Raw genomic sequence first — 23,426 nt, forward strand, 5'->3', positions numbered from 1 at the left:
CATCTCCTAGAGTCCGCGCATCCATTCTGGACGCAGGCCCGCCTGATCAGGCCGACTGATGGCGTGATCGATCTGCGCCAGCAACCGGTCCTTGTCCTGCCCCAGCTCGCCCTTCAAGACCAGGGCATTGGATGCATGGTCGCTGCGAAACGTGCTGTTGTCCAGCGCCAGCTCGGCAACGAACTGGCGCAGCTCGGAGAACAGTTGCTGCTGATTCAACTCGACAAAATCCGGATAACGCTCACGGAATCGCTCCATCCCCTGGGGGAAACTGACGACCAGCGTCGACACGAACTCCGGCTGGGTCTGGTTCAGCAATTGGGCGGAGTTCAGCGCGTGCTGCTTGCTAAGCGACAGACCGCCTAGGCCATTGAGGATCATCACCGAACGCTTCAAGCCAGCTTCCCCCGCCTTGATCAAGGCATCGGCTGTCGAAGCGGCTGTCTCGCCCTTGTTAACCCGCTCAAGCACCTCGTCATCGCCTGACTCGGCACCGACATACAGCATCGCCAGGCCGGCCTCACGCAACTCTTTCAGCTCTTCAACCGATTTGCGCTTGAGATTGCGCGGCAGGCAGTACGAGGTCACCCGCTCGACGCTCGGGATGTGCTCGGCAATGGCTTCGAGAATCCGCAGCAAACGATGGGTCGGCAGGACCATCGCATCCCCGTCGGCGAGAAAAATGCGATTCACAATATAGCGCTCGCCAACCCGGCGAATCTCGTCCAGCACTTCGGCCTCGTCGCGAGCACGAAACTTCTTCTGCGGCGCCGTGTACATTTCACAGAACGTGCACTTGTTCCACGAACAGCCGTTGGTCACCGGCAAAATCAGCGAATGCGCCTCACTCGGCGGGCGGAAAACCGGCTCGATATAACTGACCGGAAACGCCTCTTGCATAGCCATGCCCCTCTCCTCTGTACCCGGCCCTGAGCCGCACAAAACCGCACATCATAGCCAGTCTGACTGGCGAAGCAAACCACCCGGACGTGTTTAGCTCTGCGTGACAGAGTTCACATATAGTTTCTACGCATACGCATAACTCGCATTCGCCCTGAGGCAGGATCACTTTCAGCATATGCCTCAATCTTTTAAACAGTACAGGACAACAATAATGAGTACTGCTCGCCTGACGCCAACCACGGCATCAACACTCAAGCTGCTTTCCGTCGCCGTCGCGGCCCTCACGCTTTCCGCCTGCCTGTCAGGTGGCGGCGGTGGCCGTGCCGACGGCCCCAACCCCCTGGCGATTGAAACCAGCGAGGGTAAAGTCGTCGGTATCAGCAACGACGGCATCCGCGTCTTCCGCGGCATTCCCTACGCCGCACCGCCGGTTGGCGACCTGCGCCTCGCCCCGCCGCAGCCACCCGCCAGCAGAAGTGAAACACTCAGACTGAGCGAAGAGTTCGGCAACAGCTGCCCGCAGTCCGATCTGACCACTGGCCAGCAGGTAGGCAACGAGGACTGCCTGTACCTGAACGTTTATGCGCCCGCTGAAGCGGAGGATCTGCCGGTAATGGTCTGGATCCATGGTGGCGCCTTCGTGTTTGGTAACGGCGGCGGTGAGTACGACCCGACGCGCCTGGTCGAACAGGACGTTATCGTCGTGACACTCAATTACCGCCTTGGCAATCTCGGTTTTCTGGCCCACCCTGCCCTGGAGTCCGATGCCGGCAACTTTGCCCTGATGGACCAGCAGCTCGCGCTGGCCTGGGTCAAGGAAAACATCGCTGCCTTTGGCGGTGATCCGGCCAATGTCACAATCTTCGGCGAGTCCGCCGGTGGCCATAGCGTGATGAGCCACATTGTCTCGCCCCGGGCTGAAGAGGCAGATCTGTTCCAGCGCGCCATTGTCCAGAGCGGCTCCTACGCGCCCTTCCAGATGCCCAAGGCAACAGCGCAGTTCCTCGGCACATCGGTAGCCAATGGTCTCGGCTGCACCGACCCGGAGACCGCTGCAAGCTGCCTGCGCTCCCTGCCGGTATCCGCGTTCCTGGCGGCCCAGGGCTCGCAGTCAATCCCGGTTGTGGATCCGGACGACGACCTGCTACCCAAGTCCATCCAGCAGGCACTGGCCGACGGCGACTTCAACAGCTCGCTCGATATCATGATCGGCAGCAACCAGAACGAGGGCACCCTGTTCGTCGCGCTGGATGAAGTAGGAGGCGATCCTATTGATGACGAGGCGGAATACCGTGAGCGCGTTGCCGAGTTCTTCCAGCCCTACCAGGCGAGCATCCCCTTCGACGACGACCAGATCGCCACTGATTATCTGGACTTTGTTGACGGTGCGGCAAAACCCTTCGAGGCAGCCCTGTCCGGAATCTGGACCGACTTCATGTTCGCCTGCAACGCCTACTCGCAGGCCAGCACCTTTGCCGGCGCCAGCATGAATACCTTCCAGTACTGGTTCCGCGACGAGGACGCCCCCTGGACCCTGGTGCCGCCATTTGCAGTGAGCTTCCCGCTGGGCGCCACCCACGCTGGGGAAATCCCCTACGTACTCTACCCACAGGCCATCATGGAGCAGCGCTATACCGGCGATCCGGATGACCTGAACAGTCTGGCCGGCGAGATGGTCGACTACTGGACTCAATTCGCCAAAACCGGCGATCCCAACACCACCGACGGGGTCGCAGCAGCCTGGCAGCAGGCGGCAACCGGGAACCTGTTGACGCTGGACGTACCCAACGCAAGCAACGCAAATACGCTTGGCTTCCTGGGCTATCACCACTGCAGCTACTGGGCTGACCCGCCGCTGGTATTGCCCTGATCGACCAGATCGGCCTCGCCCTGCGGGGCCGATCGCCACTCGGCGCTCGGCAAGATAGCGAGAAAGTTATCCCGTGCAACCCCACGCGCTACCGTTTCCGGTAACGCATCAAGAAACGGCTCAAACCCGCGCATATATTTTCCGATACTGCCGAACTGCCCCACCACATCCGAGCCGAGCATAAAGCGCTCGGGGAAATCCTCGACCAGCGCAACCCAGTCAGGGTCAGGCTTGCCTTCCGAGTCAAGAAGATAGGGCTCGCGCAGCGTCCAGGACAGATCAATATACAGATTCGGGTAGGCGGTCAGCAGCCGTCGCAACGTCGGCAATAAAAACGGCAATTGTGTCTGATGGCGATGAATTTCCATGCTGGTGCCGGCATGCGCCCAGATAAAGCGTACCCGCGGATGGTTGCGCAGCGGCTCTTCCATTTCGGCCAGATAGAGCGGATTACGCTCACGCTGCGAGGTGATATTGCTGTGCACCAGCACCGGCAGATCGTACTCCGCGGCCAGCGCATAGACCCGGTGCATGGCCTCGCTGTTGGCCCGCGGCGGTTCACCATGGATCAGCGCAGTCAGATCGTCGTGCCGGGTAAATACCTCGCCTATTCCCTGCCAAAAGCCGGGATACAGCTCGAGCATGCGACGGATGTGAGCATCTGCGTTCTTGTCGTTCGGATTGAAGCCGGATAGAAAGGGATGAAACCGCCGACGCTGTTCCGCCGGCATCGACGCAATCGCATCAGCAACCAGCACATCGGTTGCACTGAACCAGTAGGCGCCGCCATCGTCACCAGCGTAATAGCGCGGGCGCTTGGGCTCATTCTCGTGCCATTGCTTGGCGACAGGCACACCACTGATCATGGCATGATCGACACCGGCGGCGTCCATCGCCTGAATAAGCGCGTCCACCCCTTCTGACTCCTGAAAGAAATCAACGTAATGCAGGTGAGCGTCGGTGTATCGATAGTCCCGCGCTTGGGCGGGGTTGCCTGCCAACGTGCCCAGCATGAGCACGCCCACAGCAAGTATGCGAAAGATGGGCAAGGTCTGACTCCTGACATGGCTGCCCAGTTTGAGACTGCCGGTCAAATCAGGAGTTCAGCACCAGGCTCGGGCTAGGCTTCCTCGCCGTCCTTGCGGCGTTTGAATCGATTGCCCATTCGCACGCCTACATCCATCAAAAACTGCATGTAACCCTCCTGATCCTTGATCACGTCCTGCCAGAACGGCGAGTGGTACATGGCCATCGCGCCGTGCACCAGCGCCCATGCTGCACAGTAATGGAAGTAGGCAGGAACATCCTCCAGCTTGCCATCATCGATACGGGACTGAATCACACCGGTGATGTGATTGAAATTGGAGGTCCGGATCTTGTGCAATTCTTCGACCATGGCCGGCAACTGGTTCGACTTGACCACCTTTTCTTCCAGCCGGTCAAACAACCGATAGCGCTCGGGGTCGCTCATGCGAAACGCGAAGTACTCCCGCGAGAGGGCCGCCTTGTCGCGCTCGATGGACTCCGAATGCAGCAAATCAGCCAGATCTCGCTCATAGTCGAGCATCAACCGCAGATAAATCTCTGCCTTGGACTTGAAATGCTTGTAGATGGTCCCTTTGCCGATGCCGACCTCGTCTGCGATCATCTCGACGGTTACACTGTCTTCACCCTGCTCAAGGAACAGGCGCAGCGCGCTATCGAGAATTTCCTGCTCACGACGACGAAATTCGCGAACTTTACGTGACTCTTTCTGCATCAAGGTACCCGGATTCAAATTGGCAAAGTGCCCCATTATGCCAAGTTGATGACTCGCTGCCCAGATTTGCTTACAAGCTGACTATCCGGTTCAAATGTGTCTAAATATGGGGAAAAAGGCCCGTTAAGGCATCACCGCGCGTGCCAGTCCGATCTTTGGCCAAAATGGCACCACACATGAGGCTCGACATGGATCTCAACCAGCAATGGCAGCATGAATTCCCGCAGGATCCGAAACTCTGCTACCTGAATCATGCCGCGGTGGCTCCCTGGCCGAAGCGGGCAGCGGACGCCGTCAGCGCCTTCGCCCGCGAAAACCTGCATCAAGGTGCGCGCGACTATCCGCGCTGGAGCCGGACCGAAAAACACCTGCGCGAGCAACTTAAAGCCCTGCTTAATGCCCCCGCTGCCAGCGATATCGCACTGGTCAAGAACACCTCCGAGGCCCTGTCCTTTGTCGCCCAGGGATTATCCTGGGCACCCGGCGATGAAGTTCTGATCAGCGATCAGGAGTTCCCCTCAAACCGCATTCCCTGGGAGGCATTGGCAGACCAGGGCGTTCAGGTTTGCAGCGTGGCTCTGGGCAACCAGCCGGAACAGGCGCTGATCAACGCGATGACGTCGCGCACCCGCCTGCTGAGCATCAGCTCCGTGCAATACGGCAGCGGACTGCGCATGGACCTCCAACGCCTTGGTCAAGCCTGCCGCAAACGCGGCGTCCTGTTCTGCGTGGACGCCATACAGACCCTTGGCGCGCAGCCACTGGATGTCCAGACGATTGACTGCGATTTTGCCATGGCCGACGGCCACAAATGGCTACTCGGCCCGGAAGGCCTTGGCGTGTTCTATTGCCACGGTCGACTACGGGATCAACTGAAGCTGACCCAGCACGGCTGGCATATGGTTGAGGCGATGGGCGATTATGATCGCTGCGACTGGCAGCCGGCCTGCTCGGCGCGGCGATTCGAGGCCGGCAGCCCAAACACCTTGGCTCAACAAGCTCTGTCAGCCAGCCTGTCGCTGCTGCTTGAGATCGGCATGGATACCGTCGCTGCCGAACTCGACCGCCGCATCTGCCTGCTTGCCAGCTTGCTGGAGGCGATCCCGGGCGTGCGCATACTCAGCAATCTGAGCAACGAACGACGGTCGGGCATTCTGACGTTTTCAGTCGAGGGCGTTGCGCTAAAAGAGCTGCATCGCCAGTTAATGGATCAGGGCGTGATCTGCGCGCTGCGCGGCGGTGGTATTCGCTGGTCACCCCATTTCTACACCAGCAGCGCTTGCCTGCGGCGGGCGGTCGAACAGCTGGAAGCACTGATTGCCTCGCAAAGAGATAACAACACTTCACGATAAAATACGCAGAGCGTATTCCAAATCAGTTTATAAACGCGGGAAATGAAGCTGGAAAGCAGGGCAATTTCGACAATACTGAAGTTATCAGGAACGACATACCCCCCAAGTGTTGCTCCTGTGCTGGCAGGCACTGCCCTGCCTCTGTATCACTCCTAATGGTCTTAACCCGAATTCCTCCCCCAGAATTCGGGTTTTTTTTGCCTCGAAATCAGCTTTGCGTCAGAGGAAACAACCGATGGAAGTTATCGGTAGTTTGCTCACGGAAATGTTCCAGGGCCTCACCGCGCAACTCGGCCAGAAATGCCGCCACTTCACAGACAAACTGTGGTTCGTTCGACTTTCCGCGATGGGGAACCGGCGCCAGATAGGGTGAATCGGTCTCAACCAGCAAGCGGTCAGCAGGAACCTGACGCGCCACCTCCCGCAATGCGTCGGCATTTCGAAAGGTCACAATGCCCGACAGCGAAATGTAATAGCCCATATCCAGCGCTGCCCGGGCCATCTCCCAGTCTTCGGTAAAGCAATGCAGCACACCGGCATTGGCAAGGTCTGCCTCGCGCAGCATCTCCAGCGTATCCTGGCGTGCCGCGCGGGTATGAATCACCACCGGCTTACCCGTCTGCTTCGCCGCCTCGAGATGAATGGCGAAGGACGCTTTCTGCTGCTCGGCCAACTCGGGCTGGTAGTGATAGTCGAGCCCGGTTTCGCCGATGGCTACGGTGCGTGGGTGCTGCAGTCGCTCGAGTAGCCAGACCAGATCGGTCGCCTTGCCATCCTTGAGATCGAGCGGATGAATACCGACACTGCAGAACACATCTGCATGGCTGTCGGCCAGTTGCTGAACCGTAGCTGCGTTGCCGGCATCGACCCCGATACAGAGAAACTTGCCGACACCGCGACCGCGAGCGGCATCCAGCAACGCATCAAGGGAGCCGTTGTAGGGCGTTAAATCAAGACGATCCAGATGACAGTGCGAATCAATAAGCATGAAGACTACATGGTGTGGGTCGGCCGATCCGATTGCAGTGCACCGGCCAGATAGGTTTCGATTTTGCTGCGCGCGGTATTGTCCTGATCACTGAACTGGACACCGATACCTGCCGCGCGATTGCCCTGGGCACCCTTCGGGGTTACCCAGATCACCTTGCCGGCAACCGGAATCTTCTCCGGCTCGTCCATCAGGTTCAGCAGCATGAACACCTCGTCACCGAGGCGGTAATTCTTGTTGGTCGGAATGAACAGCCCGCCATGTTTGACGAACGGCATATAGGCCGCATAAAGCACCGACTTGTCCTTGATCGTCAGCGACAGAATACCGTTGCGAGGCCCCGGAGCCGTGGGATTAGTCATTGATCATTCCTTTCACTCAACGCGATGGCCGCCAGATTAACGTCTTTCGGCCAGCATTTTCCAGCGCGCAAGCAGCTTTTCGAGGAACAGCTGGCGATTGAGGTTGGCCTTGTTGTCGAATTGCCGACGGTGCTGCAATAGCCAATCCTGCCAGTCGAGCAGCTCGCTTGCCTGAATGCGCGATGCCAAGTAGCCCAGAACCTTATCCATATCGGCGCTGCTTGCAGTCTCCTGCGCGCCCTGATTCAGTTTCAGCAACTCCAGCGTCCAGGCCGCAAACCAGTCCAGCAGCAAATCGAGGGCGATGCTGTTCCACTGCTCGGCCAGCCTGGGCGCGGATATCTGTCCCTTCAACAGCGCCTTGACACCGTCAACCACCTTTTCCCGCTGGGCAACGGCGCCCTGCTGATGCAAGTCCAGCGCTCGCAACGGAGCCCCCATTGCCATCTGCAGCAGAAGCGTGCGCTGACTGTCATCCACATCCGGAAGCTCTGCCCCCAGCCAGTCCTGCGCCCGCTGCAGACCCGGCAACCCCAGGGGCTGAACCCGGCACCGACTGCGGATGGTCGGCAGCAAACGGCTGGGCTGATCACTGATCAGCAGCAGATAGGTCTCGGCAGTTGGCTCCTCAAGCGACTTGAGCAGCGCATTGGCGGCATTCTGGTTCATCGCCTCGGCCGGATGCAGCACAACCACCTTGCGCCCGCCCTGCTGGGCGGTTTGATTGATGAAACCAACCAACTGACGGATGGCATCAACGCGGATCGCCTTGCCCTCCTCCTCCGGTTCGATCAGCAGCAGGTCGGGATGACTGCCGGCCTGGCGAAGCAAACAGCTGCGACATTGCTGGCACGGGCCTTGTGGTCCAGGCTGGTCACACATCAGCCAGCCGGCGAACGCTGCAGCGAAACGACGCTTGCCTGCACCCGCCGGGCCACAGAACAGATAGGCATGGGCAAATTGCTGCTGGGCGGCCAACGCAGCCCACAGCGGTTCGTGCCATGGCAAGGGCGTACGGGCCTGTTCAAGCACGCCAGCGCTCCAGAATCTGTGTGATGACCGGCTCAAGGTGACGCTGAACCTGGTCCAGCTCACCACTGGCATCGACGACGCGATAGCGCGCCGGATGTTCTGCAGCACGCTGCAGATAGGTCTCGCGCACCGCGTCGAAGAAGGCCCGCTGCTCGCTTTCAAAGCGGTCAAGTGCGCTGCGCGCCCGCGCCCTCGCCATACCCACCTCAACCGGCACATCCAGCACCAGCGTCAAATCAGGCCGCAAACTGCCTTGAGTCCAGTTTTCAAGCGCAGCAATGCGTGCGGCGTCGATCCCCCGCCCGCCGCCCTGATAGGCATAGGTCGCATCGGTAAAGCGATCACTGATGACCACACGCCCCTGCGCCAAAGCCGGCTTGATCACCCGATTCAGATGCTGGGCGCGCGCAGCAAAAACCAGCAACAGCTCCGCATCCGGGTCCATCGACTCTTCATGGTGCTCGAGCAGGATGCCGCGCATCAGCTCGGCAATCGGCGTACCACCCGGTTCACGGGTCAACAGCGGTTCACAGCCTGCGCGGCGCAATGCGTCGGCAACATAACCGAGGTTGGTTGACTTGCCTGCACCCTCAGGCCCTTCCAGGGTGACAAATACACCTGTCATTGCGCGCTCTCCGGAGCGGGGCTGGAACGATAGTCGCTGCGGCGCTGCAGCTGATACGCACGCACCGCCCGGTTATGCTCAGCCAGGGTATTGGAGAACACGTGCGAGCCATCCCCCCTGGCAACAAAATACAGGCTCTTGCCGTCAGCCGGATGCACAGCGGCCTCGATCGCCTCGCGCCCTGGCATGGCAATCGGCGTCGGCGGCAGGCCATCAATCACATAGGTGTTGTACGGTGTCGCCTGCTGCAGGTGGCGACGACGTATATTGCCCTGATAGTCCGTACCCAGGCCGTAAATCACGGTCGGATCGGTCTGCAACCGCATGCCGATGCGCAGCCGACGGGTAAATACGCCAGCAATTTCCGCCCGCTCGGACGGTACTCCGGTTTCCTTTTCCACGATCGACGCAAGAATCAGTGCCTCGTACGCAGACTTGATCGGCAAGCCCTCATCACGCTCCGCCCAAACCTCCGCCAGTACCTGCGCCATACGCTCATGCGCGCGCTGCAGGATATCCCGATCACTCATACCCAGCGTGTACTGATAGGTATCCGGAAAAAAACGTCCCTCCGGATGTTCACCCTCATACCCCAGAGCCGCCATGACCTCGGCATCGCTCAGGTCTGGCGACAAGATCTGCTCCAGGTGTTCGGCCGTACGCAGCGCCTGGCGCACCTGACTGAAATTCCAGCCTTCAACCAGCGTGAGGGTACGTTGAACAACCTCTCCGCGCTCCATCATGTGCAGCAGCTCGGCCGCCGTCATCTCGGGCTGCAGTGCGTATTCACCCACATGCAGAACGGCCCCTTTCATTTGCCACTGCCAATATCGACGCAGCCAGCCTGCACCCTCAAGCACACCCTGCTGCTCAAGACGAGCAAAGACCCGCCCCGGAGTGCTGCCGGCCTCCACCACCAGCGTACTCGGCTCCGTCAGCTGCAACGGCTGATGCAGCGCACGCTGCAGGGTGAGAAAGCCCCACACACCGCCGGCCAGGCCAATGACACAAACCAGAAACAGTGAAACAACCAGAAACTTGGCAAAAATCTTCACAGATAAACCTGTTCAGCCAGGGATTGCAGCAGCCGGGTTTCGCCCCCGACCTGCCAGACCTGATCGTCCAGCCTTACAACCGGCCAGACCCCTATCAAACTATTGCAGCAAAATACCTCATCCGCCTGGTACAACGCATCACGACTGAGCCGCGCCACACGTGCCGGCTGCCTTCGCTCGGCCAGCTGGGCGAGAAGGTATTCGCGCATCACCCCCTGCACACCACAGCGGCCGAGATCTGGCGTAACCCATTGCCCTGCCACACGCGCGAACAGATTGCTCATGGTGCATTCGACCACCGCTCCCTGCTGATCGCACACCAGACCCTCGGCGAATGCCGGATCCTGCCATTCGCTGCGCGCCAGCACCTGCTCCAGCCGATTGAGATGCTTTATGCCCGCCAGCAGCGGCTGATCGGCCAACCGTGTTGTACAGGCGAACAGATGTACGCCATCACGCCGGTCAGACGGATACAGAGGCAAGGGGGAAATCGATATTATCCGCGACGGCGTTGCGTCAGCCGGCATGGCATAGCCACGCTGACCGGTGCCGCGGGACAGTATCAGCTTGACCACCCCGTCGCCGACAATGGCTGCTGCGTTATTCAGCTCGGCGGCAATCAAATCCGCCTCAAAGGGTATCCGCAGCGCGGCACAACCTCGCTGCAGACGGGCCAGATGCAGCGCCTGCAACGGCAGTGTACCGCGACAGGCACGCAGGGTTTCGAACAAACCATCACCGTAGGCAAGGCCGCGATCAGTGACAGGCAGGTTATCAGCAACCCGCCCGTTTACCCATGTCGTCGCCACTGGTGTGGGCTGGCTCATTCGCAGCGACGAAATACCAGGCTGCCGTTGGTACCGCCAAAACCGAAGGAGTTGGACAGCGTGACCTCAATCTTGCGCTGCTGCGCCTGGTGCGCAACATAGTTCAGATCACACCCCTCGTCCGGGTTATCCAGGTTAATGGTTGGCGGCGCCACCTGATCACGCAGTGCAAGGACACTGAATACCGCCTCTACCGCGCCGGCAGCGCCCAGCAGGTGTCCTGTCATCGACTTGGTCGAGCTGATGGCCAGATCACGGGCATGGGAGCCAAACACAGACTTGACCGCACAGGTTTCGGCAATGTCACCAGCCGGAGTCGAGGTGCCATGGGCGTTGATATAGTCAACATCCTCCGGGTTCAGACCGGCATCCCTGAGTGCATTGACCATGCACTTGGCACCGCCACGGCCGTCTTCCGGCGGCGCGGTCATGTGATAGGCGTCACCACTCATGCCGAAGCCGACCAGCTCGGCATAAATGCGTGCACCGCGAGCCTTGGCGTGTTCATACTCTTCCAGCACCATGGCCCCGGCGCCGTCGGACAGTACGAAGCCGTCCCGTTCACGATCCCAGGGGCGGCTCGCGCCCTGCGGGTCATCGTTGCGAGTCGACATGGCACGAGCCGCGGCAAAACCGCCCAGCCCCAGACCGGTAGTCGCCATCTCGGAACCACCAGCCACCATGACATCGGCTTCGCCATAGGCAATGTTGCGCGCAGCCATACCGATGCTGTGCGTGCCTGTCGTGCAGGCCGTGGTCAGGGCGTAGTTCGGCCCCTGCAACCCATACTGAATAGACAAATAACCGGCGACCATGTTGATGATCGAACCCGGAACGAAGAACGGAGAAATACGACGCGGACCGCTGTTAAGCAACTGCTCGCAGTTCTTTTCGATGTTGGTCAGACCACCAATACCGGACCCCATGACCACACCAATGCGGTCGCGATTCTCGTCGGTGACTTCGAGACCCGAGTCCTGAAGCGACTGAATACAGGCCGCCAGACCGTATTGAATAAACAGGTCCAGCTTTCGCGCTTCCTTGGCCGCCATGTACAGCTCGACGTCAAAGTCGCGAACCGAGCCGCCGATGCGGGTTGAGAACGCACTGACATCCATATGCTCGATCGGACCGATACCGCTCTTGCCCGCCAGGGCCGCCTGCCAACTGCTCTCAACCGAATTACCCAGCGGCGATAGCATACCCAGACCAGTTACAACAACGCGTCTGCGCGACACGGCACACTCCTTATTCAACTCGTGAAAACCGCTACAGGCCCGCGAGCCTGCGCAAAATCGCCCTATTGTCCGTGCAAATGCCGCCTGCGGCAACACGAACCGCGGCACAACCGACAGGTGCAAATATTCGGATGCAAAAAAGCCGCAGCCTGGAAACCAGTACTGCGGCTTTTTTCGTCCTGCAAGCAGGCTACGTGATTACTTCTGGTGAGCGTTCACGTAGTCGATAGCTTCCTGAACGGTGGTGATCTTCTCGGCTTCTTCATCCGGAATCTCGGTCTCGAATTCTTCTTCGAGAGCCATCACCAGCTCCACGGTGTCCAGGGAGTCAGCGCCAAGATCTTCAACAAAAGAAGCACTGTTGGTTACTTCTTCTTCTTTGACACCGAGCTGCTCGGCAACGATTTTCTTGACGCGTTCTTCGATGGTACTCATACCTTGTTCTCACTCCTATTTGCAGTTCCGAGAAGCCGGACTGCGGGTAGTTTATAGAAACAATTCTCTTGGTTTCAAGCGCGAATCGTCTCTGACGCAAAGAGGTCAAAGCCTGCGGCTTCCACCCAATGAAACTCAAGCCAATATCGACCCCGGTCGATACCGGCAGTGAATTACATGTACATGCCACCGTTGACCGGCAGTGTAGCACCGGTGATGTAGCCAGCATTTTCGCTCGCCAGGAACGCAACAGCGGCAGCAATTTCCTCTGCCTGCCCCAGACGACCGAGCGGAATTTGCTCCAGCATGACCGAACGCTGGCTGTCATTAAGCGCACGCGTCATGTCGGTGTCAATAAAGCCAGGTGCTACCGCGTTCACAGTAATGGCTCGCGAACCGACTTCTCGCGCCAGCGCGCGGGTAAAACCTTCCATACCCGCCTTGGCCGCAGCGTAGTTCGACTGACCGGCGTTACCCATGCAGCCGACCACGGAACTGATGTTGATGATACGCCCCCAGCGGCCCTTGGTCATGCCCCGCAGGACTGCCTTGGACAAACGGTAGACCGAGCTGAGATTGGTGCCGATCACATCATCCCACTCTTCATCTTTCATGCGCATCAGCAGATTATCGGCGGTGATACCTGCATTATTGACCAGGATGGCCGGCGCACCGTAGGCCTCGGTAATGGCCGACAAAACAGCACTGACAGACTCGGCATCACGCACATCCAGCTTCATGCCGGTACCCTTGTAGCCCGCCTCTGCCAGCTTGTCAGCGATCGCCTGGGCGCCCGCATCGCTGGTAGCCGTGCCGACGACCACTGCACCCTGAGCGGCCAGCGCGTGCGCAATTGCCTGACCAATCCCTCTGCTGGCACCGGTAACCAGTGCAACCTTTCCTTCCAGACTCATGCCCTGCTCCTCAAGCAAACTGCGCGCGGAACGCATCAAAACCCGCCACGCTTTCCAGACTGTGGTTGTTGACACCTTTGGCGCAACGCTTGTTCAGACCACCCAACACCTTGCCCGGTCCACACTCGACCAGATCGGTTACGCCCTGCTCGGCCATGTAAACAACCGACTCTACCCAGCGAACCGGACTGTACAGCTGCTCGACCAGCAACTGACGCAGCGCGGTCACATCCGACGCCGGACGCGCAGTAACGTTCTGCACCAGGGTAATCTCCGGCGCGCGCCAGCTCAGCGCCGCAAAGTCCTCAGCCAACTGCTCGGCAGCCGGCTGCATCAGCGCGCAATGCGACGGCACGCTGACCGGCAGCGGCAGCGCACGCTTGGCACCAGCCGCCTTGCAGCCATCAATCGCCCGAGCGACGGCGTCGACCTGCCCGGCAATCACAACCTGACCCGGCGCATTGAAATTGACCGCACTGACTACCTCACCCTGAGATGCCGCAGCGCAGATATCAATGATCTGCTGATCTTCCAGCCCCAGAATAGCAGCCATGCTGCCCTGCCCTTCGGGCACGGCCTGCTGCATCAGCTGGCCGCGACGTTCAACCAGACGCACCGCATCGGCAAAATCAAGCACATTGGCCGCAACCAGCGCCGAATATTCACCCAGACTGTGCCCGGCAACAAAGCCAGGACGCACGCCGGATTCGGCACACCAGAGTCGCCACAGGGCAACAGACGCAGTCAGAATCGCAGGCTGGGTGCGATCAGTGCGATTCAGATCCGCTTCGGGACCGTTCTGGCTCAGCGCCCAGAGATCGTAACCCAGAGCACTGGATGCTTCGGCAAACGTCTCAGTGATAATCGCGTGCTGCTGGGCCAGTTCGCCCAGCATGCCGACGGACTGGGAGCCCTGACCGGGAAAGACAAAGCCAAGGGTGTTAGTCATAACATCATCCTGTTATCAAAAGATTGCAGAGAGTCTAGACACCTGCGTGTGACATCGGAATTTGGATGCCGGCAATGCGCCCGGGGTCACAGCACGGCCCCGCATTCACGCACCCGACCGGCAATACGCTCCGGCAAGCGGGCCTGACACGCCTTGAACGTATGCCCTATGGCAGCCAGAATCGCCTCCTCATCTGCCGAACCGTGGCTTTTCATCACCACGCCGCGCAGACCAAGCAGGCTAGCCCCGTTATAGCGTGCCGGGTCGTGGCGTTCGCGCGTGCGCCGGGTGACATCCAGCACCAGCGGTGCCAGCCAACGCAGCAACCAGCTATCCGCCACCGCACTGCGCAGCTCCGCCTGCAGGTAGCCCGCTACCCCTTCACTGGCTTTCAGCAGCACATTACCGACAAAGCCATCACAGACCACTACGTCCGCCTCCCCCCGAAACAGGCCATCACCCTCGACCGAACCAACATAATTGATCGCCGGGCAGACCTGCAGCAACGCGGCCGCCTGACGTACCTGGCGATTGCCCTTATGGGTCTCGCTGCCGATATTCAGTAGTCCGACCCGCGGCGCCGGGTTACCGCTCAGCTCAGCGGCCGCGGCAGCGCCCATGATCGCAAACTCGACCAACTGTTCGGCCGGGCAATCCACGTTCGCGCCCAGATCAAGGACATGACACAGGCGCCCCGATACCGGCAACGCGGCCATGATTGCGGGCCGACGAATACCCTCAAGGGTGCCCAGCACCGCACGCGCCAGCACCATCAGCGCACCGGTATTGCCAGCACTCAGGCAGCCATCAACCTGCCCGTCTCGGACCAGCTCAAGAGCAACACGCATGGAGGCATCGCGCTTACCGCGCAGCACGCTGGCAGGCGGATCATCAGCGAGAATCTGTTCACGGGCAGGACGAAATGACAGACGATCAGAAGCAACAACAGCATCACTCAGCAGCGGTTCGACAATGTCGGCGGCACCAACCAGAGTAATATGCAGGGAGGGGTACAGCGAGAGACTGCGCAGCGCAGCAGGGACAATGCAGCGGGGACCGCGGTCCCCGCCCATCACATCAATCGCAATGCGGATTGACGTGGACAAGACTTATTCGTCGTTGTCCTTGTTGATCACCTGACGACCACGGTAGAAACCGTCAGGGGAAACGTGGTGGCGCAGGTGGGTTTCACCAGTGGTCTTGTCAACGGACAAGGCGGAGGCGGACAGGGCATCATGCGAACGACGCATGCCGCGTGCGGAACGGGACTTTTTGTTCTGCTGAACAGCCATGACTAATAAGCTCCTAAGCTCAGGTATCGCGTTTTAATTTGGCCAGCACGCTGAAAGGATTAGGCTTCTCAGACTTTTCCTCCAGCTCCGCCGTCTCAGGGCGATACCCTGGCGGATGCTGACATGTTTGTTGCGGATGCATCGGAACTGCAGGCAAAGCCAGGAGCAGCTCGTCCTCGATCAGCGCATGCAGATCGAGCGGTTCATCACCCACAATAACCGGTTCATAGTGACGCGGAAGCTGTTTTGCCGCCTCGTCACTCGTTACAAACCCCACATCACACTCGCTGTCGATCGGCACGACAACCTGCTCAAGACAACGCTGACACAACAACGGGGCATCGACCTGATAATGACCATGCATGGTTGCTATGCGCTGCTCGTCCCGGGAAAAGTACAGTTCAACCTGAACTTCTCCAGTCGCGGCCTGCAACACCGCCGAAAAGCGCTCAAGACTGCTCACCTTCACTACGCCTTTCAGCGTAATTCTGCGGTCAACCAGTCGAGCCGGTTCGATGTGCGGGGGTATGGTTCCAGACATAAGCGCGCAATTCTAGGGGCACAAACCCCGCCTGTCAAAACTATTTAAGCCCTTGGGCATGCCGTTCGGCAGCTCGCACAACAATCATCCCAGCCGCTACCATAAGCACCTCAACCCAGCGGAGATACAACATGCAAAAACTGGTTCTTGCTTCCAGCTCACCATACCGCAAGAGCCTGCTTGAACGCCTTCGACAGCCGTTCGAGTGCGCCTCGCCGGATATCGACGAAACCCCGCAGCCGGGCGAAACCGCCGAGCAACTCACCCAGCGCTTGGCCCGAACCAAAGCACAGACACTGCGCAGCCGATTCAGCGATCACCTCATCATCGGCTCGGATCAGGTCCTGCTGCTCGATGGGGAACCCGTCAGCAAGCCAGTGAGCCACGCCGCCGCAGTCGACCAACTGACCCGCAGCAGCGGCCGCACACTGACCTTTTCAACAGCCCTTTGCGTCCTGAACAGCGCAAACGGTCACGAACAAACCTGCATCGAGCCCGTGCACGTCACCTTTCGCGACCTGAACCCCGAGGAGATCGAGCGCTACCTGCAACTTGAGCAACCCTACGACTGCGCTGGCAGCTTCAAGTCGGAGGGACTCGGCATCACCCTGATTGCACGCATCCAGGGGAATGACCCGACCAGCCTGATCGGACTGCCATTGATCCGCCTGCGCGCCATGCTCGCGAACGAAGGCCTCAACCTACCCTGAACTCAGCGCAGCGACGGACCTTGCAACCCGAGGCGCGTCGCCAGCTCCGCTCCGACACTGGCGCCCAGCTGGCGAGTAAAGCGCTGCAGCGGCGACTCCTGACGGGTGAAATCGACCAGATCCTCAGCACCGATCACATCACGTGCAACGGCAGACGTACTCGCCAAACCATCAACCAGACCAAGCTCCAGCGCCTGCTCACCCGACCAGACCAGACCGCTGAACATATCCGGCGTCTCTTTCAGCCGATCTCCACGCCCCTCACGCACACTGCGAATAAACTGCTCATGGGTGGTGTTCAGCACCTGCTGCCAGAAGGCACGCTCATCGGGCTTTTCCGGCTGAAACGGATCCAGGAACGCCTTGTGCTCGCCGGCGGTATAGGTACGCCGCTCGACACCCAGCTTATCCATGGTGCCGACAAATCCGAAGCCGGCAGCAGTTACCCCGATCGAACCCACAAGACTGGCCTTATCGGCATAGATTTCATCTGCAGCGGAGGCAATGTAATAGGCACCCGAGGCGCCAATATCGGTAATAACCGCATACACCTTCACATCCGGATGCAGCGCGCGCAGCCGCTTGATTTCGTCATAGACGTAGCCGGACTGCACTGGACTTCCACCGGGACTGTTGATTCGCAGCACAATGCCCTTGGTGTTTTCATCTTCAAACGCCTCGCGCAAGGCCCCAACCAGGTTGTCGGCACTCGCCTCCTCCTGATCGGCAATCACGCCGCGCACCTCAATAACCGCCGTATGCGGTCCTACCGCCGCAGAGGATCCCAGCTGCCCAAGGGGCGACAATAGCACCAGCGCCACAAACAGATAGGTAAAGGTCAGCAGCTTGAAGAAAATCCCCCAGCGGCGTGACCGTCGCTGCTCCTGCAGCGACGCATTCAGCGTGCTCTCCAGCAAAGCCCACGCCTTGGCGTCCTCAACAACGCCCTTGGAGTCAGCCGCAGACACCATTTCACCTTCAGTCCAGCGATCACGATCCATTACAGCCTCTCAGTCAGATTACCTGCCCAATCAGCACGCTGAGCACGCAGCCACAGCGGCAACTCGGCAAATGCATCAATACAATGCAAGGGCGCACAGGCCAGCAGCTGCGCCCGCGATTGAGCCCCATAGCTGACAGCGACCGAGCGCATCCCGGCATTATGTGCCATCTCAATATCAAAACTGCTGTCGCCAACCATCAGCGAGCGCGCGGCCGAGGTCTCAAGCATATCAACCAACTGGTGCAGCATGGCAGGATCCGGCTTGCTCAACGCCTCGTCGGCACAGCGCGTTGCATCGAAGTAATCGAGCATATCGTGCTGCTCGAGAATTCGCGCCAGGCCTTTACGCCCCTTGCCTGTGGCCACTGCCAACCTGAACCCCTGCTCACGCCAGGTATCAAGCGCCTCACGCACACCAGGGAACAATGACACGCTTGCCTGATCATCAGACAGATAGATATCGCGGTAGGCCTCGACCACAACGACATGCAGATGAGGCTGCTGCGGAAACAGCCTGGCCGCCGCCTCGGACAGACTCAGACCGATAATCCCGCGCACCGCATCCGAAGCAGGCACATCGAGCCCGACGACTGCCGCTGCGCGCTGCATGACACTGACGATATGACCGACCGAATCAGCCAACGTGCCATCCCAATCAAAAATCAACGTATCAATTGCCGACATTGGCCAGCCTGCGCAGCGTTTCATCCCACATCGGACCCGGCTCGGCCTCAACTTCCAGCATGCTGCCATCGGCCATTTCCACCGACAGCGAGCGCGCATGCAGAAACAAGCGCTTGCCGCCCAGCTCTCGCAACTCGCGGGAAAAGTCATCATCACCGTACTTGGGGTCACCACCAATTGGATGCCCCGCATACTTGGCATGCACTCGAATCTGATGAGTGCGACCGGTAATGGGCCTTGCCTCGACCAGGGTCGCGTAATCGGCAAACCGCTGCAGCACCTTGAACTCGGTCAAACTCTCCTTGCCGGCCGGATCCACCTCAACCATACGCTCGCCGGAGCGCAGGTTGTTTTTCTGCAAAGGCGCATGCACCTTTTTTGTCGACCCGGGCCAGCGCCCGCGCACCAGAGCCCAATACCGCTTGTTGACACCATCACCCCGCAGCGCCGCATGAAGATGCCGAAGCACACTGCGCTTCTTGGCAATCATCAGGCAGCCGGAGGTATCACGATCAAGCCGATGAACCAGCTCCATTTGCGGGCAATCCGGACGCAACTGGCGCATTGCCTCAATAACGCCGAAATGCAGACCGCTACCCCCATGAACCGCCAGGCCAGCCGGCTTGTTCACCACAATAACTCCCTTGTCTTCAAACAGAATATTCTGCTCGAGCGCATTAAGAATGCCCTGCCCGACCAGCACCGGCTCGTCAGGTGCCGGCAGACGCACCGGCGGGATGCGCAACTGGTCGCCCGCCTGCAGGCGGTAGTCCGGCTTGACCCGACCCTTGTTCACTCGCACCTCGCCCTTGCGCAAAATGCGATAGACAAGCGTCTTGGGAGCCCCCTTGAGGCGCGTAATCAGATAATTATCGATGCGCTGCCCCGCCTGATCGGCAGAGATATCATCGAATTGGACTTGGGCAGGCAGTTCTGGAGAGGTGTTTTTCATCGGCGCATCATACAATTTTTCATTCAATTGAAGCACTTAAAAAATACTGCTATAGTCCGGCGAGCTGCCGATTCTGCAGCCGGGGATCTCAGGTCAAAACCACCTGCCAAACCCCAGAAACAACCACATGCAGCCCGGTCGCAGCAGGCAACACCCGCCGCCGACAGGGCTCATGCTTACACCCTGGCCATCGTGATGAAGGCCAGAACATTAACCCGCTACCGACCAACAACGGAGCGGCACCCGATTCAGATGGGTACGTGTTTAGGTGGAGATGCACAGCTTCAGGATGATGTGACGAGCGTAGACACTTGCCAAACAGCGTGTCCCCGTCCCCAGTCCAGCTGATTCCTCCCCAAGGATTCCCGGCAGCCGCGCAAGGTGCGACGGCTGTATGGCTCGAAGGCCCCCGCAGACAATGCGCTGACACCCTAGAGCCCCTTCCGGCAGCCACCCGCTGCCGCGCCCGCCAGAACCGTTCTGCCGGGAGTCCAGAAGCAGTTTCTCTGTATGCAGTAGCTGTAACAGATTGAACTGTCGCCATAACCTGGCGATGTGAACTCTGCATCTCGGCCGAGTGCCGATGACAGAAACACACCTGACACCGAACCAGAGAGTCGCAGGTGCCGTGCCCGTGTAGACCGGAAAGCATCGGAAACACAACGGTACTTCATGAAAAGAATGCTCATTAACGCAACTCAACCCGAAGAGTTGCGTGTCGCCCTGGTAGATGGTCAACGCCTCTACGATCTGGATATCGAATCCGGCGCTCGCGAGCAGAAAAAGGCCAACATCTACAAAGGCCGTATCACCCGCGTCGAACCCAGCCTGGAAGCCGCCTTTGTCGACTTCGGCTCCGAACGACACGGCTTTCTCCCGCTCAAGGAAATCTCCCGCGAATACTTCTCCAAACAGGTTGAAGGTCGCGTCAACATCAAAGACGTTCTGAAAGAAGGCCAGGAAGTCATCGTCCAGGTCGACAAGGAAGAACGCGGCAACAAGGGCGCAGCCCTGACCACCTTCATCAGCCTCGCTGGCCGCTATCTGGTGCTGATGCCGAACAACCCGCGTGCCGGCGGCATTTCCCGACGCATCGAGGGTGAAGAGCGCAATGAACTGCGCGAAGCCCTGAACAGCCTCAACGTCCCTGCCGATATGGGCATGATCGTGCGCACCGCAGGCCTTGGCCGCAGCGCCGAAGAACTGCAATGGGACCTTGACTACCTCCTGCAGCTCTGGGAAGCCATCAAAGGTGCCTCCGAAGAACGCAAGAGCCCGTTCCTGATCTATCAGGAAAGCAATGTCATCATCCGCGCCATTCGTGACTATCTGCGCCAGGACATCGGTGAAGTGCTGATTGACAGCCCAGAGGTCAAGGAAGAGGCCCTCAACTTCATCAGCCAGGTCATGCCGCAGTACGCGAGCAAGGTCAAGCTGTATGAAGACCCCGTGCCGCTGTTCAATCGCTTCCAGATCGAAAGCCAGATCGAGACCGCATTCGAGCGCGAAGTGAAGCTGCCGTCCGGCGGCTCTATCGTAATCGACCATACCGAAGCCCTGGTCTCCATCGACATCAACTCCGCCCGCGCAACCAAGGGTGGCGATATCGAGGAAACCGCACTGCAGACCAACCTGGAAGCGGCTGAAGAGATAGCCCGCCAGCTGCGCCTGCGCGACATTGGCGGTCTGATTGTTATCGACTTCATCGATATGACGCCAGCCAAAAACCAGCGCGCCGTTGAGGAACGCGTTCGCGAGAGCCTGGAAGCCGATCGCGCCCGCGTTCAGGTTGGCCGCATCTCTCGCTTCGGCCTGCTGGAAATGTCTCGTCAGCGTCTGCGTCCGTCGCTGGGTGAAACCAGCGGTATCGTCTGCCCTCGCTGCAACGGCCGCGGCACCATTCGCGATGTCGAATCCCTGTCGCTGTCGGTTCTGCGCCTGATCGAAGAGGAAGCCCTGAAGGAACGCACAGCCGAAGTCCGCGCCCACGTGCCGGTACCGGTTGCCACCTTCCTGTTGAACGAAAAGCGCGATGCTCTGGCCAAAACCGAAGCACGCACCCGCGTTCGCGTACTGGTTCTGCCAAACCCGCACATGGACACCCCGCATTTCGATGTCCAGCGCCTGCGCGACGACCACGAATCTGTCCTGAACGGTGAAACCAGCTACAACGCCACCAGCACGGTTGAAGTGGAAGAGCCGGCTCCGGTTAGCCAGACCCGCGCCATCGTGCGCCAGGAAGCCGCCGTCAAGGCACTTTCCCCTGCACGCCCCGCGCCGACTCCGCCAGCTGCCGTTGAAGCGGTTCAGGCCGCCCAACCCAATCTGTTCAAGGGCCTGATCAAGAGCCTGGTCGGCCTGTTTGCCAGTGAGCAGCCTGCGGCCGAGCCTGCCAAACAGCAGGAGCAAGCCAGCAGCGAACCGAAGCGCGAGCGCAGCAGCCGCAACGCCGACGAGCGCCGCAACAACCGTAACCGCCGTCAGCGCGGTGACCGCAACGAGCGCGGTGAGCGTGCAGAACGCCCTGAACGCACCGAACGCAGCGAGCGCGGCAACCGTCAGGACACTGAGCGCAAACAACAGCCGCGCACCGAGCGCAGCAACGAAGCAGAAAGCACAGAAGCGCGCAACGAGGCTGGCAATCAGCAGCGCCGCCGTCGTCGTCCGGCTCCTGCTGCTACGCCACAGGCGGATACAGAGCAGCAGAGCAGCCGCGAGGACAGCCCCGTCCAGGAGCGCCCGCAGCGCGAGCGTCGGCCGCAACAGCCGCGCCCCGAGCAGACTGAGCCGGTCGAGCAGATCGAAGATCAGGTCAGCGCCGCCGATGTGGCCGACGAAAGCGTCAGCGCGGAAACCGACGCCGGCGAAGGTGAACGCCCCAAACGTCGCTCTCGCAGCAGCCAGCGCCGCCGCAACAACCGTCGTCGTCCGCAAGCCGAAGGGACCGATACCGACAGCCAGGGCGATAACGCAGACGCAGCAGCCTCAGCCTCAGCCTCAGCCTCAGCCTCAGCTGACAGTAACCCGGACGCAGCAAGCGCAGCCAGCATTGCAGCAGTAGCGACAGCAACCGCCAATACCGGAGACGCACCGGCCGAGGGCAAGGCTGATGAGGAGCAGCAGGCCGAGGTTGCCGACCTGCAATCACCGGTCGAAGCCAGCCTGAGTGAAGCGGCAAGCAAGGCAGAGGCCTCCATCGAGACAGCCGTTGAAGCCTTCAGCCAGGCTCAGCCGCAGGAAGCCAGCATCGAAGCTGAAGCCAAAGTAGAAGCTGAGGCCAAGACCGATAGCCAGGAGAGCGAAGCACCGGTAGAAAGCACCGAGGCAACGGTATCCAGCGAGCCGGCAGCGGTCGAACAGCCGGCAGAAGAGCCAGCGCCTGTCGCACAGGTAACTGCAGAGGTGGAACCCAAGGTAGAAGCCAGCCAGCAGCCGACAGCAGAAGTACCTGCAGAAGCGCCCAAGGTCGAAGCCGTCGCCGAGCAGCCGGTTCAGGCCGAAAGCAGCATCCCCGCCCTGACAGAGAGCGGCCGCGCCTACAATGACCCACGCGAGATTCGCAAGCGCCAGCTTGAAGCCAAGCGTCAGGCCGAGGAAGAAGCGGCCAGGGCCGCACAGGTACAGCCTGAGCAACCTGCCGCGCAGGAAGCCGTTGTCGATCAGCCTGAAGCGCCGGCAGAGGCTGTCGAGCAAAAGGCTGCAGAGGTAGAGCCGAGCCAGCCTCAACAGGTTGATCTGCTCACCGATGCTGCTGCCGAGCAACCTGCCGATGCTGCAACTGCCGACGAAGCCGTGCAGGCCGACGCTCAGGTAGAGCCATCGCCAGAACAGGCCGAGACGGAACAAGCGCCGCGCAAGCCTGAGCCGACAGAGGGCGACAAGCCCTGATAGTCGGCAACGAAAAAGGGGATGCATTGCATCCCCTTTTTTATGGT

Annotated in this window: 23 protein-coding genes; 4 read left to right on the forward strand and 19 right to left on the reverse strand. The window is 59.9% G+C overall.

Annotation, left to right across the window (positions count from 1 at the left end; all coding sequences use genetic code 11):
* Window positions 1–6: 6 nt before the first annotated feature.
* Window positions 7–906, reverse strand: a complete 900-nt coding sequence (locus B7O88_RS09015; RefSeq protein ID WP_088275367.1) for a radical SAM protein — start codon at window positions 904–906, stop codon at window positions 7–9.
* A 208-nt stretch (window positions 907–1,114) separates the two neighbouring features.
* Here B7O88_RS09015 and B7O88_RS09020 point away from each other — a divergent pair, with 208 nt between their 5' ends.
* Complete coding sequence (locus B7O88_RS09020) at window positions 1,115–2,773, forward strand: carboxylesterase/lipase family protein (RefSeq protein ID WP_160003159.1); 1,659 nt, start codon at window positions 1,115–1,117, stop codon at window positions 2,771–2,773.
* Here B7O88_RS09020 and B7O88_RS09025 read toward each other — a convergent pair.
* Together B7O88_RS09025 and B7O88_RS09030 are read right to left on the reverse strand one after the other, a co-directional pair.
* A complete protein-coding gene (locus tag B7O88_RS09025) occupies window positions 2,740–3,786 on the reverse strand; it encodes an amidohydrolase family protein (protein ID WP_088275431.1) in 1,047 nt (348 codons plus the stop codon). The genes B7O88_RS09020 and B7O88_RS09025 overlap by 34 nt on opposite strands.
* A 107-nt stretch (window positions 3,787–3,893) precedes the next feature.
* A complete protein-coding gene (locus B7O88_RS09030) occupies window positions 3,894–4,532 on the reverse strand; it encodes a TetR/AcrR family transcriptional regulator (protein WP_088275433.1) in 639 nt (212 codons plus the stop codon).
* A gap of 188 nt (window positions 4,533–4,720) precedes the next feature.
* Here B7O88_RS09030 and B7O88_RS09035 point away from each other — a divergent pair, with 188 nt between their 5' ends.
* A complete protein-coding gene (locus tag B7O88_RS09035) occupies window positions 4,721–5,884 on the forward strand; it encodes an aminotransferase class V-fold PLP-dependent enzyme (protein WP_088275371.1) in 1,164 nt (387 codons plus the stop codon).
* A gap of 208 nt (window positions 5,885–6,092) precedes the next feature.
* Here the strand turns inward: B7O88_RS09035 and B7O88_RS09040 are convergent, their stop codons facing one another.
* From B7O88_RS09040 to B7O88_RS09100, 13 genes are all read right to left on the reverse strand, one after another.
* Window positions 6,093–6,872: a TatD family hydrolase gene (locus tag B7O88_RS09040; RefSeq protein WP_088275373.1), complete on the reverse strand. Its 780-nt coding sequence runs from the start codon at window positions 6,870–6,872 to the stop codon at window positions 6,093–6,095.
* Window positions 6,873–6,877: 5 nt separating this feature from the next.
* Window positions 6,878–7,234 (reverse strand): PilZ domain-containing protein, encoded by a 357-nt coding sequence (locus B7O88_RS09045; RefSeq protein WP_088275375.1) that lies wholly within the window; start codon window positions 7,232–7,234, stop codon window positions 6,878–6,880.
* A gap of 36 nt (window positions 7,235–7,270) precedes the next feature.
* Complete coding sequence (locus B7O88_RS09050; RefSeq protein WP_235005755.1) at window positions 7,271–8,266, reverse strand: DNA polymerase III subunit delta'; 996 nt, start codon at window positions 8,264–8,266, stop codon at window positions 7,271–7,273.
* Entirely contained in the window at window positions 8,259–8,891 is a 633-nt protein-coding gene (gene tmk, locus B7O88_RS09055; RefSeq protein WP_088275378.1) for a dTMP kinase, read from the reverse strand. Before tmk ends, B7O88_RS09050 begins: the two co-directional genes overlap by 8 nt.
* Window positions 8,888–9,940 carry an endolytic transglycosylase MltG gene (gene mltG, locus B7O88_RS09060; RefSeq protein WP_088275435.1) on the reverse strand — a complete coding sequence of 351 codons (1,053 nt, stop codon included), beginning with the start codon at window positions 9,938–9,940 and terminating at the stop codon, window positions 8,888–8,890. The genes tmk and mltG overlap by 4 nt, the downstream gene beginning before the upstream one ends.
* Before the next feature lie 2 nt (window positions 9,941–9,942).
* Window positions 9,943–10,755 (reverse strand): aminodeoxychorismate lyase, encoded by an 813-nt coding sequence (gene pabC, locus B7O88_RS09065; protein ID WP_235005756.1) that lies wholly within the window; start codon window positions 10,753–10,755, stop codon window positions 9,943–9,945.
* Window positions 10,756–10,769: 14 nt separating this feature from the next.
* The gene (fabF, locus tag B7O88_RS09070; RefSeq protein ID WP_088275382.1) at window positions 10,770–12,011 is read right to left on the reverse strand and encodes a beta-ketoacyl-ACP synthase II; all 1,242 of its coding nucleotides are present in this window, start codon (window positions 12,009–12,011) and stop codon (window positions 10,770–10,772) included.
* A 198-nt stretch (window positions 12,012–12,209) separates the two neighbouring features.
* Window positions 12,210–12,446, reverse strand: coding sequence for an acyl carrier protein (gene acpP, locus B7O88_RS09075; protein ID WP_088275384.1), 237 nt, complete (start codon window positions 12,444–12,446; stop codon window positions 12,210–12,212).
* Window positions 12,447–12,619: 173 nt separating this feature from the next.
* On the reverse strand, window positions 12,620–13,360 hold the full coding sequence (fabG, locus tag B7O88_RS09080; protein ID WP_088275437.1) for a 3-oxoacyl-ACP reductase FabG: 741 nt from the start codon (window positions 13,358–13,360) through the stop codon (window positions 12,620–12,622).
* A 10-nt stretch (window positions 13,361–13,370) separates the two neighbouring features.
* Window positions 13,371–14,309 (reverse strand): ACP S-malonyltransferase, encoded by a 939-nt coding sequence (gene fabD, locus B7O88_RS09085; protein WP_088275385.1) that lies wholly within the window; start codon window positions 14,307–14,309, stop codon window positions 13,371–13,373.
* Between the two features lie 86 nt (window positions 14,310–14,395).
* Window positions 14,396–15,415, reverse strand: coding sequence for a phosphate acyltransferase PlsX (gene plsX, locus B7O88_RS09090; RefSeq protein WP_088275387.1), 1,020 nt, complete (start codon window positions 15,413–15,415; stop codon window positions 14,396–14,398).
* A 3-nt stretch (window positions 15,416–15,418) separates the two neighbouring features.
* On the reverse strand, window positions 15,419–15,601 hold the full coding sequence (gene rpmF, locus B7O88_RS09095) for a 50S ribosomal protein L32 (protein ID WP_088275389.1): 183 nt from the start codon (window positions 15,599–15,601) through the stop codon (window positions 15,419–15,421).
* A 19-nt stretch (window positions 15,602–15,620) separates the two neighbouring features.
* On the reverse strand, window positions 15,621–16,064 hold the full coding sequence (locus tag B7O88_RS09100) for a YceD family protein (protein WP_160003160.1): 444 nt from the start codon (window positions 16,062–16,064) through the stop codon (window positions 15,621–15,623).
* A 209-nt stretch (window positions 16,065–16,273) separates the two neighbouring features.
* Between B7O88_RS09100 and B7O88_RS09105 the strand changes: the two genes are divergently transcribed.
* On the forward strand, window positions 16,274–16,852 hold the full coding sequence (locus B7O88_RS09105; protein WP_088275393.1) for a Maf family protein: 579 nt from the start codon (window positions 16,274–16,276) through the stop codon (window positions 16,850–16,852).
* Window positions 16,853–16,854: 2 nt separating this feature from the next.
* Here B7O88_RS09105 and sppA read toward each other — a convergent pair whose 3' ends face one another.
* The 3 genes from sppA to rluC are packed head-to-tail and all read right to left on the reverse strand — an operon-like array spanning window position 16,855 to window position 19,491.
* The gene (sppA, locus tag B7O88_RS09110) at window positions 16,855–17,823 is read right to left on the reverse strand and encodes a signal peptide peptidase SppA (protein WP_088275439.1); all 969 of its coding nucleotides are present in this window, start codon (window positions 17,821–17,823) and stop codon (window positions 16,855–16,857) included.
* A 29-nt stretch (window positions 17,824–17,852) separates the two neighbouring features.
* Window positions 17,853–18,539: an HAD-IIIA family hydrolase gene (locus B7O88_RS09115; RefSeq protein WP_088275395.1), complete on the reverse strand. Its 687-nt coding sequence runs from the start codon at window positions 18,537–18,539 to the stop codon at window positions 17,853–17,855.
* Window positions 18,526–19,491, reverse strand: coding sequence for a 23S rRNA pseudouridine(955/2504/2580) synthase RluC (gene rluC / locus B7O88_RS09120; RefSeq protein ID WP_088275397.1), 966 nt, complete (start codon window positions 19,489–19,491; stop codon window positions 18,526–18,528). The genes B7O88_RS09115 and rluC overlap by 14 nt, the downstream gene beginning before the upstream one ends.
* A 672-nt stretch (window positions 19,492–20,163) precedes the next feature.
* Here rluC and rne point away from each other — a divergent pair.
* Window positions 20,164–23,379, forward strand: coding sequence for a ribonuclease E (gene rne, locus B7O88_RS09125; protein WP_088275399.1), 3,216 nt, complete (start codon window positions 20,164–20,166; stop codon window positions 23,377–23,379).
* The last annotated feature ends 47 nt before the right edge of the window (window positions 23,380–23,426 follow it).

The sequence above is a fragment of the Halopseudomonas aestusnigri genome (genome assembly GCF_002197985.1).
Lineage (GTDB): Bacteria > Pseudomonadota > Gammaproteobacteria > Pseudomonadales > Pseudomonadaceae > Halopseudomonas > Halopseudomonas aestusnigri.